Source organism: Brevibacillus schisleri (assembly GCF_055685845.1).
Genome location: NZ_JBVNDM010000001.1, coordinates 4438310 through 4453977, shown reverse-complemented (window position 1 = coordinate 4453977; position 15668 = coordinate 4438310). Strand labels below are relative to the sequence as shown.

General features: G+C 48.6%; 1 protein-coding gene (cut by a window edge). It reads left to right on the top strand.

The genetic code is table 11. From position 1 onward, the window contains the following. Nucleotides 1–15668: the 3' portion of an amino acid adenylation domain-containing protein gene (locus tag ACUUHJ_RS20900; protein ID WP_472299796.1), read on the top strand. It extends 5776 nt beyond the left edge of the window; only the last 15668 of its 21444 coding nucleotides appear in the window; the start codon falls outside the window, past its left edge; it ends in the stop codon at nt 15666–15668.

The window sequence follows — 15668 nt, the reverse complement described above, 5'->3', positions numbered from 1 at the left end:
GGAAAGATGATGGCGTTTATCTGATTACGGGCGGTGCAGGCGGATTAGGCTTGATTTTTGCCAAGGAAATCGCTCAGCAAACGAAGGGAGCGACAGTGATTATCACGGGTCGTTCTTCCTTGGAAAAAGAAAAGACAGCCACATACAGCGAGTTGAAAGCACTGGGAGCCAATATTCTATATCGTCAAGTTGACATCACACAAAAGCAAGCGGTAGAAGATTTATTCCAAGGCATCAAGCAAGAGTTTGGTAGCCTCACAGGCATCATTCATAGTGCGGGAGTCATCCGCGATAGTTTCATCATTAGAAAAACAGTGGATGAAGTGGCGCAAGTGCTGGCGCCGAAAGTTTCTGGACTGGTGCATCTTGATGAGGCAAGCAAGGATATGGCGCTTGATTTCTTTATTTTCTTCTCTTCTGGCGTGGGCTGCTTCGGGAATGCAGGGCAAGCCGATTATGCTACTGCCAATGCCTTTATGGATCAATACGCCAAGTATCGTAGTGGTTTGGTGAAAGCAGGTGAGCGTCAAGGCCAAACACTCGCTATCAATTGGCCGCTGTGGAGAGATGGCGGTATGCGTGTGGATGAAGCGACAGAGAAGATCATGGAGACTAGAGGCATGGTAGCGATGCCGACTGCAAGCGGGATACAGGCGCTGTATCAAGGGGTGGCTTCCGGCTCTGAGCAGATGCTGGTTATCGAAGGCCATCTGCCAACACTCAAGGAACAGTTGCTAGGTACTCCTGCCGTGTCGCAGCTCGATTCCACACCGATGCAGGATGCGAATCTATTAGTCGATACAGGCGTGTTAAAAGAGAAAACGCTCTATCAGCTAAAAATGATGTTCGGTCAAGAGACGAGGCTTGGAGCAGGTAAAATCGCTGTCGATGAACCGTTCGAAACATACGGAATCGATTCGATTATGGTGATCCAGCTGAATAAAAAGCTAGGGGATGTCTTTAGCGAATTGTCCAAGACCATCCTGTATGAATGTCAGACGCTTGACACCCTTGCAGATTATCTCGTCGCTGATCACATGCCAGAATGCATGAAGTGGACGGGGCTAGATCGTCAGGGTGCGATCAATCGTGGAACTCCAACACCACAGGTGCAAAACGAACGTGATACAGCCAGCCATGAACCGACTCGCAGTGTAGCCGTGCAATCAGAAAAGCAGATAGCGCGGGAGCCGATTGCCATTATCGGCATGAGCGGTCGTTATCCAAAAGCACGATCGCTAAACGAGTATTGGGAGAATCTGAAGTCCGGAAAGAATTGCATTACGGAAATTCCGGAAGAACGCTGGTCACTGGATGGCTTTTTCGAGCCTGATCCAGACAAGGCAGTGGCAGAAGGAAAAAGCTATGGAAAATGGGGCGGCTTTGTAGACGGATTCGCTGACTTTGACCCGCTCTTTTTCAATATGTCACCGTGGGAAGCGATGCATTTTGATCCGCAGGAACGTTTGTTTATGGAATCGTGCTGGGAAGTGCTGGAGGATGCGGGTTATACGAGACAACAGCTTGCCGAAAAGTACAATCGACGGGTCGGAGTGTTTGGAGGGATCACCAAAACAGGGTTCAGCTTGTATGGACCTGATTTATGGAAGCAGGGTGAATTGATTTACCCGCACACCTCGTTTAGCTCACTGACGAATCGTGTTTCCTATTTCCTCAACCTCCAAGGTCCGAGTATGCCGATTGATACGATGTGCTCCGCTTCGCTCACTGCGATTCATGAAGCGTGCGAGCATTTGTATAACGGGGATTGTGAACTGGCGATTGCCGGCGGAGTCAACCTGTATCTGCACCCTTCCAGCTATGTCTTCTTGTCAGCACTGCATATGCTGTCCGTGGATGGACAATGCAAAAGCTTTGGGCAAGGCGGAAACGGTTTTGTACCGGGAGAAGGCGTAGGTACAGTGCTGCTCAAACCACTGTCGAAGGCAATAGCGGATGGCGACCATATCTATGGATTGATTCGTGGAACCAGCGTGAATCACGGCGGAAAAACGAATGGCTATACAGTACCGAATCCAACTGCTCAAGGAGAATTGATTCGTCAGGCACTGGATAAGGCAGGCGTTCATGCCAAGACCGTAAGCTATATCGAAGCGCATGGAACAGGCACGGAGCTTGGCGATCCGATTGAAATTTCGGGGCTCATCCAAGCCTTCCGCAAGGATACGCAGGATACGGGATTTTGTGCGATTGGTTCTGTGAAATCCAATATTGGTCACTTGGAAGCGGCGGCTGGAATAGCAGGAGTGGCAAAAATATTGCTGCAAATGAAGTATCAACAGCTTGTCCCAAGTCTGCATGCGAAAGAGCTGAATCCGAATATTCCGTTTTCGAAAACGCCTTTTGTCGTTCAGCAGGACTTGGCTGAATGGAAACGACCACTTATTGAAATAAATGGCGAAAGGAGAGAATTCCCGAGAATTGCCGGGATTTCTTCTTTTGGTGCAGGAGGGTCCAATGCACATGTTGTGATTGAGGAATACATTCCTGCGGTCAAGGAACGCCCGTCAATCACAGTCAGCCCGCAAAATCCGGCGATCATCGTCCTGTCGGCAAAGAATAAGGAGCGTCTCATCGAACAAGTGAAGAGACTGTTAGCTTCGATTGAGGAGCAATCCTTTACAGATGTGGACTTGGCGGATATTGCGTATACGCTCCAAGTGGGACGCGAGGCAATGGAAGAACGCCTGGCCCTGATGGCGAGCTCGCTTTCAGAACTGGTAGAGAAGTTGCGAAGCTTTCTTGCAGGCGAGGACAGCATTGCCGACCTCTATCGCGGTCAGGTAAAGCGCAGCAGGGAAACAGCAGACATCTTTGCAGGCGATGAAGAGTTACAAGAAGCGATTGAAAAATGGATGAAACGCAAAAAATTCGCCAAGCTTCTCGATTTCTGGGTGAAGGGCTTGAATATGGACTGGAATAAGCTTTATGACGACAAAAAGCCTCGTCGGATCAGCTTGCCTGCGTATCCTTTTGCCAGAGAGCATTACTGGCTGCCCAAACCGAAGACACAGCCGTTAACTCACACAAAAGGTACGTCTGGTCTGACTGCTTCCCTGCATCCTTTGCTGCATCAAAATACTTCGGATCTCCGTGAGCAAAGATTCAGCTCTACTTTTGATGGTCAGGAATTCTTTTTATCGGATCATGTTGTAAAAGGAAAGAGAATTCTGCCTGGGGTTGCTTATCTGGAGATGGCTCGAGCAGCTGCGGATCTAGCAGCGGGAGCGTTGGAAGACGAGCAATTCACGATGGAGCTGAAAAATGTTGTATGGGCGCAACCGATAGTGGTGGAAGACAAGCCTGTTCAGGTACACATCGGGATTTATCCTGAGGATAACGGCGACCTTCGTTATGAAATTTACAGCGAACCGCAAGTAGAGGCCGAATCGGTGGTACACAGTCAAGGGAGTGTGGTGTTTGCAGGGATCACTGATGCACCCACGCATAGTCTCGCTGCGCTCAAAGCCCAATGCAGCTATCGCACGCTTCAGGCCAGTGAGTGCTATGAAGCCTTTCAAACAATGGGACTTGCTTATGGGCCAGCCCAGCAAGGAATTGAGCAAGTGTACGTGGGAGAAGGACAAGTATTGGCCAAGCTAGCCATGCCTTCCAAAGTTGCCGAGACGCAAGGAGAATTCGTCTTGCATCCGAGCATGCTGGATTCGGCATTACAATCCTCTATCGGTTTATTGCTTGGCACAGGCGATACAGCAATTCTGAAGCCAATACTGCCTTTTGCACTGGAGAAGTTGAGCATTTTTAGTCAGACTTCCTCCCAGATGTGGGTATGGATTCGACAGGCTGACGGCAATAGGACGGGAGATAAGGTACAGAAAGTAGATATTGATTTGTGTGACGACCAAGGAACGGTTTGCGTGCGTATGCAGGGCTTCTCGGCACGAGTGCTGGAAGGTGAAGTAGAGGCGATGGATTCCAAAGGGAAGCTCGGAACACTGCTGGTTCATCCTGAGTGGAAGGAACAAGCGGTTGTGAGCAACGCCGAAGCGTCTGACTATACACAGCGGATCGTGATGATGGTCGAATCGGATCGAGTTTCTTGGGACAATCTCCAAGCCTACCTGAATGGAGTCCGCTGCCTTCCTTTGCAATCCGCACAAGAAGGCATTGCCGAGCGTTTCATCGATTATACATCGCAGATACTGGAGGAAATTCAAGGGGTTTTCAAGCAAAAAGTACGCGGTAAGGTATTATTTCAGATTGTCGTTCCCTTGCGAGCAGAACAGCTGTCTTTCACCGCTTTCTCTGGTTTGCTGAAAACGGCAAAATTGGAGAATCCCAACCTGGTTGGACAGGTAATCGAGATAGAATCGGGCGACGACGAATTCGAGATTGCTGAAAAAATAAATGAAAATGCACGCTGCCCATTGGATGTTCAGATTCGATATCGATCTGGAAAGAGATATGTGGCTGAGTGGGTAGAACTCGATGCTCCACAAGAAACGAGCATTCCGTGGAAAGACGGTGGGGTTTATCTTATCACGGGCGGGGCAGGTGGACTGGGTTATATTTTTGCCAACGAAATTGTACAGAAGGTTCAAAAGGCGAACCTGATTCTGACAGGACGCTCCCCATTGGATCAGGAGAAGCAAGGTAAACTCCATAACTTGGAAAGAAATGGTGCAACAGTTGAATACCGCCAAGTTGATGTGACACAGAAACAGGAAATGACAGAATTGATCCGCACGATTCAGCAGGACTATGGGCGTCTTCATGGCATTATTCATAGTGCTGGCGTGCTTCGTGACAGCTATATCCTCAAGAAAACCAGAGAGGAAGTTCAAACGGTTCAGGGTCCGAAGGTTACGGGTCTCATCAATCTAGATGAGGCCACTAAAGATGTAGAACTGGATTTCCTGGTGCTGTTTTCCTCGGTGGCTGGCAGCTTGGGGAATATCGGACAAGCAGACTATGCGTGCGCCAACGCCTTTATGGACGGATTTGCTCACTATCGCAATGAATTGGTTGCGTTACAGCAACGTCACGGACAGACATTGTCCATGAATTGGCCATTGTGGAAAGAGGGCGGAATGCAGGCTGACGCAGAGGCCGGTGACATGTTGGAGCATAGCAGAGGAGTAGTCGCTATGCAGACTGCGACGGGGATTGCAGCGATGTACCAAGGCTTAGCCTCTGGAAAAGCACAGGTCATGGTGCTGGAAGGTGATCTGGCCAAGCTCAAGCAAACACTGTTTTTGCAAACGCAAGTCAACAATTTTCAATCCAAGCATTCGGTAACAGTGGATACCAGCAGCCTGTTGCAAAAAGTGGAACTTGCCTTAATGCATACCGTGTCGGAGCTGCTTCAGGTTCCTACCACGGACATTGATGTCAGAGTGGAGCTGTCTGAACTCGGATTTAATCAGGTTCTACTAACTGAATTCGCCAACAAGCTCAATCAGCAATATCACATCGGACTGACTCCGACTGTTTTCGTGGAGTGTCCGACGCTTCAGCAGCTTGCATCCTATCTACTGGAAGAATTTGAAGACAAGCTGGTCAAACAGGTGCAACCAGTGGCATCGATCACACCAACCAAGGTAGCGCAAAATGAAAAACAAGCGACAACCAGTGTGGAAAATAATGTTCTCCACGAAAAAGCAACTTATTTTGTGAAAAAGGAATTTGCCGAGGTTCTGCAACTGCCTGTGAATCGAATTGAAGAAGATGCCGCGATGGAGACATACGGAATTGATTCGATTCTATCCATGAAATTAACCAACCAATTAGAGAAAAGCTTTGGCTCACTGCCGAAAACCTTATTTTTTGAGTATCAAACGATTCAAGAATTGATTGGATATTTCCTGGATTCCTATCGAGACAAAATCATTGAAGTCTTGGGTCTTACGGAACAGCAGGAAACGGTTGTTACCCGAGAAACAGCATCCGTGTCAACAGATGAGAACACGTCGAAAAGGCCAATGAATAGCCATCGCAGAAGCAGTCGCAAAGGCTCGCGGTTCATTTCGACTCAGAAGGAAACCCAACCAGCCAAAGGAGCAGGAGCTTTGGACATTGCGATCATTGGGGTTTCTGGACGTTATCCGAAAGCGCGGAATATCCAAGAGTTTTGGAACAATTTGCGGGATGGCAAGGATTGCATTACGGAGATCCCCAAAGAGCGCTGGAACCACAGTCTGTATTTTGATGAGGATAAGAACAAACGGGGGAAAACCTACAGCAAATGGGGCGGTTTCATAGACGGTGTGGATCAATTCGATCCGCTGTTCTTCAACATTTCTCCTCTGGAAGCAGAAATCATGGACCCGCAGGAACGTTTATTTCTAGAGTGTGTGTATGAAACCTTAGAGGATGCAGGTTATACCCGCGAATCTCTCGGATCGTCCCAAGGCTTCAGACTTGGCGGAAATGTCGGTGTTTATGTGGGCATCATGTATGAAGAGTATCAACTGTATGGTGCACAAGAAACCATGATGGGCAGACCAATGGCCCTTGGCGGAAGCTTCTCATCAGTAGCGAACCGTGTTTCTTATTTCTTTGATTTCCATGGTCCTAGCGTAGCTGTTGATACCATGTGTTCCTCCTCGCTAACGGGCATCCATTTTGCCTGCCAAAGCTTGCTGCGCGGTGAATGCGAGGTTGCGATTGCGGGTGGTGTCAATGTTTCCATTCACCCGAATAAATATTTGATGCTCGGACAGGGAAAATTTGCTTCCAGCAAGGGACGATGCGAAAGCTTTGGGCTTGGCGGCGACGGCTATGTGCCCGGAGAGGGTGTCGGCGCGGTGCTGCTTAAACCTCTGGCGAAAGCAATCGCCGATGGAGATCAAATTTACGGTGTGATTAAAGGAAGCGCTATTAACCATGGTGGCAAAACAAATGGCTATACCGTACCGAACCCGAATGCACAAGCGAGCGTAATTGGGCGTGCCTTGAAGGAGGCAGGAATTGATCCGCGGACGATTAGTTATTTGGAAGCCCACGGAACAGGTACTTCTTTAGGAGATCCGATAGAGATCGCAGGGTTGACCAAAGCCTTCCAGGCGTACACAACTGACAAGCAGTTTTGCTCCATCGGATCAGCGAAATCCAATATCGGGCATTGTGAGAGCGCAGCGGGAATTGCTGGGCTTACGAAAATCCTGTTACAGCTCAAACACGGACAGCTAGCACCATCCTTGCATGCGGAGGTGCTAAACCCGAATATTGATTTTAGCACGACTCCGTTTGTCGTCCAGCAAGAGCTGGCGGAGTGGAAACGTCCTGTCATTGACGGTCAGGAAATTCCAAGACGCTCCGGTGTGAGTAGCTTTGGTGCGGGTGGCTCGAATGCTCATATCGTTTTGGAAGAGTACATTCCAGACGATGAGAAACGTCCAGCTATCCAAGTAAGTCACGTAAATCCAGCGATCATTCTCCTGTCAGCGAAGAATGAAAGCCAGCTCCACGAACAGGCACAGCGATTGTTAGCGGTGATCAAGGATCGGACCATTTCTGACATGGACTTAGCAGATATTGCTTACACGCTTCAAATTGGGCGAGAAGCCATGGAAGAGCGACTGGGTGTGATGGCCAGCTCCATTCAAGAGCTTCAGGAAAAGCTGACGCAATTTGTAGATGGACAGGAAAGTATTACAGATGTATTCCGTGGACAGGTGAAAGGAAACAAAAAGAAAATCGCCGTGTTTGAAGCGGATGAAGATTTGAAACAGGCCATCGATGCTTGGATCAGCAAAAGAAAATACACCAAGCTGCTTGATCTATGGGTAAATGGAGGCGTGGTTGATTGGGACAAGCTCTACGGTGAGAAGAAGCCTCGGCGCATGAGCCTGCCTACGTATCCGTTTGCAAGAGAACGTTATTGGATTCCTCAGATGGATACGCAATTTGCGCGCGAAGTGGCAGCGGCATCAGAAGGGTCGCTCTTCCTTCACCCATTGCTCCAGAAAAATACGTCTGAATTGTTGGAACAGCGGTATAGCTCCACCTTCCGTGGACAGGAATTTTTCTTGGCAGATCATGTTGTGAATGGTCAGCAGCTCTTACCGGGTGTTGCCTATCTTGAAATGGCACGCGAGGCAATCGATCAGTCAGCGGGAGCCTTGAAAGCGGGACAGAATAGCTTGAAGCTCACAAATATTGTGTGGGCTAAGCCAATTGCTGTCGATGATCAGCCAGTCGACGTTCACATTGGTCTTCAGCTCGAGGATAGTGGGGAGATTGGCTATCGAATTTACAGTGAGCATGCAGGAAATGAAGCAGAAGAGATTGTGCACAGTCAAGGAAGTGCTGGATTCCATACGGTTGCCGAGACGCCGACGCTTGATCTCGCTGCGTTACAAGCCGCGTGCGACCATGGTATCTTGAGCGGCAGCCAATGCTATGACGGTTATAAAAGAATGGGAATCCAGTATGGTCCTGCGCTGCAAGGAATCGAGCAAGTGCATAAGGGCATGGAGCAGGTGTTGGCAAAGCTGTCCCTACCTTTCACTGTTTTGGGGACAGAAGAACAGTTTGTGCTGCACCCCAGTATGATGGATTCTGCTTTACAGGCGGCGATTGGTTTGTTTATGGGGGCTGATGACAGGAGCTTCGATTACCAGCCTGATTCGCTCAAACCAATCTTGCCTTTTGCGCTGGATGAGCTGGAAATCTTCAGTCCATGCACGCCGCAGATGTGGGCGTATATTCGCTACAGTGATGGCAGCAAAGCAACTGATCATGTACAGAAGCTGGATATTGACTTATGTGACGAGCAAGGGAACGTTTGCGTCAGAATGAAGCGATTTTCGTCTCGTAAGCTGGACGGTAAAGCGGTAGACTTCGAAACAACTGAGGCACAAGGAATGTTGATGGTTCATCCTTGCTGGAAAGAGCAAGCAGCTGTCCAAAAAACGGTGACTCCTGTCTATGCACAGCATATCGTGATGATGGCGGAAGGCTTTGAATCGTCGCTTGCAAGTATTTCAGCACAGATGAACGAAGCGCACCTGATTTCTTTGCAATCCCAACAGGGTGGCATTGCGGACAGATTCGAGGCCTATGCTTCCCGAGTATTTTTGGAAATTCAAAGCATCTTTCAACAAAAGATACATGGCAAAGTATTAGTGCAGGTCGTCGTTCCCGACAAAGCGGAGCAATCATTCGTAAGCGGACTTTCTGGCTTGCTGAAAACAGCCCAGCAGGAGAACCCAAATGTCATCGGTCAATTCATTGAATTAAACCCAGGTGAACATGCAGAAGAAATCGTAAACAAGCTGCAAGAGAATGCCTGCCAGCCTATGGATGACCGAATTCGCTATCAAGCTGGTAATCGTTATGTACTGGGCTGGTGCGAAACCAAGCCATTGCAGGATGAGGTCACTATTCCGTGGAGAGAGCAAGGAACCTATCTGATTACGGGTGGGGCAGGCGGTTTAGGGTTGATTTTTGCAAGGGAAATCGCGAGTCAAGCGAAACAGGCAACCTTAATTCTCACAGGTCGTTCACCATTGCGTGAAGATAAGCAAGCGATGCTTCATGATTTGCAAAGGTCAGGGGCAAGGGTTGTCTACCGTCAAGTTGATGTGACGGACAAGCAGGAAGTCAACCAACTCATCCAAAGCATTCACCAGGAATTCGGAGGGCTTCACGGCATTATCCATAGTGCGGGTGTCGTGCGAGATAACTTCATTCTCAAGAAAACGACAGAAGAATGGAACCAAGTGGTAGCGCCAAAAGTTGCGGGTCTTACGAATCTAGATGAGGCGAGTAAAGATCAGCCTCTCGATTTCTTCGTCCTCTTTTCTTCGATAGCAGGAAGCATAGGAAATAGTGGTCAGGCAGACTATGCTTGCGCGAATGCCTTTATGGATGGCTATGCGAAAGATCGGAATGAACGGGTGCGGGCAAAGCAACGTCAGGGTCAAACAGTCTCCATCAACTGGCCGCTCTGGAAAGAGGGCGGGATGCAAGTAGATGAAGCAGTTGAGGAGATGGTGAAGCAAAGGGTTGGAATGATTGCTTTACAGACTGCGACGGGTATTCGTGCTTTTTATGAAGCCGTAGCTTCTCGAAAAGATCAGGTGATGGTAATGGAAGGAGATCTACAACGCCTCCACGCAGCAGTGGTGGGAAGACCGAAGACAACAGAACAAGAAGTCAAAGCTTCTCCCGTCGTACAACCAACGAGTCATCATTTGCCAAAGGAAAAAGCCATCTATTATTTCAAAAAGCTGGTCTCTTCCGTGATCAAGCTGCCGATAGACCGCATCGAAGCAGACGCTTTGTTGGAAAAGTACGGAATTGACTCGATTATGGTCATGCAATTAACAAATGAATTAGAAAAAACGTTTGGTTCGTTGTCGAAAACGTTATTTTTTGAATATCAAACCATCGAAGAAATTGCGAAATACTTCCTGGCAGCGCATCAGGATCAGATGATGAGTATCCTGGGTATGGATGAAAAAGAAGCACCAACGGTATCCCCTGTTAAAAAATCGAGTGCTGCACCGACGATGGTTGCTGCAACGGCAAAACCGATCATCCATAACCGCAGGAGCAGAGGCAATGCGTTGAAGGAAACGATGAGTGAAACCAAACCAGCAAACGACGCCTTAGACATTGCGATTATCGGGGTCTCCGGTCGTTATCCGAAAGCGAGAACCATGATTGAGTTCTGGCGTAACCTGCGTGATGGCAAGGATTGTGTCACAGAAATTCCCGAAGGGCGTTGGGATCACAGCCTATTCTTTGATGCAGATAAGAAAAAACAAGGAAAAACCTACAGCAAGTGGGGGGGCTTCCTGGACGGTGTGGATCAATTTGACCCTTTATTTTTCAATATCACACCAAGAGAGGCTGAAATCATGGACCCGCAAGAGCGCTTGTTCTTGGAATGCGTCTATGAAACGTTAGAGGATGCCGGGTATACTCGTGAATCTCTCGGTTCAACACCTGGCATGGGCCTAGGCGGTAATGTCGGGGTTTATGTCGGAGTCATGTACGAGGAATACCAGCTCTATGGAGCACAGGAAACAATGCTCGGTAGACCGATGGCGCTGGCAGGAAGTCCAGCCTCGATTGCGAATCGCGTTTCTTATTTCTGCAACTTCCATGGACCTAGCATGGCGGTCGATACGATGTGTTCCTCTTCCCTGACAACCATTCATTTGGCTTGCCAAAGTCTACAGCAAGGGGAATGTGAAGCAGCGATTGCAGGCGGTGTCAACGTTTCGATTCACCCTAATAAATACTTGATGCTTGGACAAGGCAAATTCGCATCCAGCAAGGGACGATGCGAAAGCTTTGGCATTGGCGGCGACGGGTATGTACCTGGCGAGGGGGTGGGAGCAGTCCTGCTCAAACCTCTGGCGAAAGCGATTGCCGATGGAGATCAAATTTATGGTGTGATAAAAGGAACAGCGGTTAACCATGGAGGAAAAACCAATGGATACAATGTGCCTAGCCCGAATGCCCAAGCTCGGGTTATTGGACGTGCTTTCCAAAAAGCCGGAATCGATCCACGGACGATCAGCTATCTGGAAGCACACGGTACGGGGACCTCTTTAGGCGATCCCATTGAAATCACGGGCTTAACGAAGGCTTTCCAAGCGTATACAAATGACAAACAGTTTTGTGCCATTGGATCGGCGAAATCAAACATCGGGCATTGTGAGAGTGCAGCGGGTATTGCTGGGGTGACGAAGGTTTTATTGCAGCTCAAGCATGGACAATTAGCCCCATCCCTGCATGCTGAAGTACTCAATCCGAATATAGATTTCAGCGTGACGCCGTTTGTTGTTCAGCAAGAGCTGGCAGAGTGGAAACGCCCTGTCATTGACGGACGGGAAGTTCCACGCCGTGCCGGTGTGAGTAGCTTTGGTGCGGGTGGATCGAATGCCCATGTCGTGATTGAAGAATACATTCCAAAAACGCAAGAGCAGCCTACTGTAATGGCAAGTCCGCAAAATCCTGTGTTGATTCTCTTATCGGCTAAAAATGAAGAGCAGCTTCAACAACAGGTACAACGACTGCTCGGAGCCATTTCAGAACAGGGATTATCCGATGCGGATTTAGCTCAAATGGCGTATACCCTGCAAGTGGGACGAGAAGCGATGGAAGAACGTTTGGCTGTGATCGCGGGCTCGATGATGGAACTTGAAGAGAAATTAAAGCAATTCATAGGTAGACAGAGGGACATTGAGGACCTGTATCACGGACAGGTAAAACGTCATAAAGAGACCTTGGCAATCTTTGCAGCTGATGATGATATGCCGCAAATGATTAATTCCTGGATGAACAAAGGCAAATACGGAAAATTGCTGGATGCTTGGGTGAAAGGGCTAAACATTGACTGGAGCAGCTTGTATGGGGAGAGAAAGCCTCGACGGATCAGTCTTCCAACCTATCCATTTAGCAGAGAAGCTTATTGGGTTCCTGGTGGACATACGTCATTTACAGGTGCAGCATCCCGATTCACCTATGAGCAGATTCCGGTTCAGCCAGACATGCGCATTTTGAAAAAGCAATGGAAGGCTTGCCCAGCGATGCCAGCCAAGGTAGCTCATCGAACGATCGGTATTTTCACAACGGATGAAACGAAGCATTTGGCGATTCAACTGTCCAACTATTTCGCAAAGAGTGAAATCTTAGAGCACAACGAGCTTGAATCACGACTCCATCAGGATGAGACGGAGTGGAAAAACTATGATGGTATCGTAGATTTGGTCGGTTGTGGACATCAGCAGACCGATTCGCTGGCTTGGATTCCATGGCTGCAACAGCTCATTGAGAATGGTCATAAAGAAGGCATAAAGCTATTGGGTGTGACAAAAGGCTTGGAGGCCTTCCAGAATGACGCTGTCCATTTGGCGGGTGCCTCACGTGTTGGCTTGTACCGGATGCTGCAAAGTGAATATAAGCATCTGCAATCACGTCATGTGGATCTTGATCCATTGGCTGATGGAGAAGAACTTGCGCAACAGATTGCAGCAGAGTTTTTCATGGATGATCAGGAAGCAGAGGTTTGCTATCGATCAGGTGAGCGTTATAGCGCTTATCTTCAGGAAGAGATGGTAGCTGACAGTCAGGAGCCAGCGCTTGTATTCCCTGAGAACCATGTTCTATTGATTACAGGCGGTACACGAGGGCTTGGGTATTTATGTGCCAAGCATTTTGTAGAGCGTTATGGTGTCAAAAAACTGGTGCTCACAGGGAGAGAAAGCCTGCCGCCGCGCGAGCAATGGGGAGATTATCAACGCCAAAGCACTTCCGTAGCAAAGAAAATTCAGGCGGTACAAGCTTTGGAAGCGCAAGGCGCACAGGTTCAAGTCTTATCTGTATCCTTAACTGATGAAGAGGCTTGGAAACAGTATGTACACGAGATCAAACAGACGATGGGTCCTATTGGCGGGGTGATTCATTGCGCAGGTTTTAGCGATGATCAAAATCCTGCGTTTATTCGAAAAACGACGGCTGGAATTCAGCAGGTATTACAACCGAAAGTGGCTGGGCTGCATACGCTCTACCAAATTTGCAAGGACGAGCCTTTACAGTTCTTCGTTCTCTTTTCATCTGCTTCGGCAGTCATTCCATCCTTGGCAGCGGGACAGAGTGATTACGCGTTAGCCAATGCCTATATGGATTATTTTGCTTACGCACATGCGGATTCTTGCCCGATCGTCAGCATTCAGTGGCCGAGTTGGAAGGAAACAGGAATTGGTGCAGTTACGACCAAAGCCTATCAACAAACAGGACTCGTACACATCACTGACGAGCAAGGACTGCGATTACTGGATCATATTCTTTTGGAGAAAATGGGTCCTGTAGTTTTCCCGGCAGCCATTAACCAAGAACTGTGGGAACCCCATCAGCTGATGCAACACAAAAAGCAAGAAGCTTCTGCAGCGAACCTGTCGTCTCGTCGTCCACCAGCAGGCAAGCCAACGAAAAGCTTAGTGGATCGTGTGAAGACAGCGCAAACAAGTTTGATTGAGCTGTTTGCGAAGGAGCTGAAAATAGATCCTGCCAGATTGGAGATAGACAAAGAGTTTCCGGACTATGGGATCGATTCGGTGTTACTGGCTCAAGTCATGAACGAGATCAGTAAATGGTTGGGCAAGGATTTGGACCCGGCGATTCTATATGAATATCCCACCATCGAAACTCTTGCAGAATGGCTGTCCAGCAATCACGGTGATTCCATCACTGATGATCTGAAGCTGACATCTCCTGAAATGAACGGCGATCCGAAGAGTCAGCCCATCCGTCGGGAGACTGTGAAAAGCCAAATGGCGAGTAGTCAGGCTGCGCAATATCGGGAGGCAATTCAAAATCCGGCAGACATTGCGGTAGTGGGGCTCTCTTGCCGTTTTCCGGGAGCTCGTAACGTGGAAGAATATTGGAAGTTGTTAGCGGAGGGCCGTTCAGCCATTGGTGCTGTACCCAAGGAACGCTGGGGTTATGAAAATCCCTATCACGCAGGACTTCTGGACGATATTACTGCGTTTGATCCTTCTTACTTCCTGATTGCAAAAGAAGATGCGAAGGCGATGGACCCGCAAGCGTTATTGGTATTGGAGGAAAGTCTTCACCTTTGGCATCAGGCTGGATATACACCGAAGGACATCAAGGGAAAATCGGTAGGCGTCTACATCGGGGCAAGAAGTAATCATCGCCCAAGCGAAGATCGTCTGCATCAAACACAAAACCCGATTATGACCGTGGGACAAAACTATTTGGCTACGAATATTTCCCAATACTTCGACCTTAGAGGTCCCAGTATGGTCATCGATACGGCATGCTCTTCAGCGCTGGTCGGGATGAATATGGCGATACATTCCCTTCGAAGTGGAGAGATTAAGGCTGCTATCGTCGGCGGGGTGAACGTATTAAACGGTGATGAAGCGCATCGGATGTTCCACCAAAGAGGAATTTTAAGCGAGGAGCCAGCCTTCCATATTTTTGATAGACGTGCGGGCGGACTCGTTTTGGGAGAAGGCGTAGGAATGGTTCTATTGAAGACCGTGGAGCAAGCACTAGCTGATGGGGATGAAATACATGCCATCATCAAGGGAGTAGCGGTCAACAATGATGGACGAACAGCAGGTCCTGCTACCCCGAATTTGCAAGCCCAAAAAGAGGTGATGCAGTCGGCACTGGCTAAAGCTGGCGTGAAGCCGGAACAAATCAGTTATATCGAAGCGAATGGATCAGGTTCAGAGGTTACCGATTTACTTGAACTTAAAGCCATTCAGTCTGTCTATCGCTCATCTCATACGGAGGCTTGCGGATTAGGATCGATCAAGCCAAATATCGGTCATCCATTATGTGCAGAAGGGATTGCCAGCTTGATAAAAGTCGTGCTGATGCTCAAACACCAACAATTGGTTCCGTTCCTGTCAGGGCAAGAGCCGATGACCCATTTCCCTATGGAGTCAACGCCGTTTTATTTTCAGCGACAGCTTTCTGAATGGAACGATTCACCCAGAATAGCTGCGATTAATTGTTTTGCAGATGGGGGAACCAACGCCAACGTCGTTTTACAGTCCTGGGAGGAGGCAGTCTCACGTCCGAACAAACGACATTCGATTGCACCTCCGACGTTAAACCGATTTGACGTCTACCGTGAAGAGAAACCCAACCATACGATCAGTATTTGGAAGCGACAAATAGTGGAGGGATAA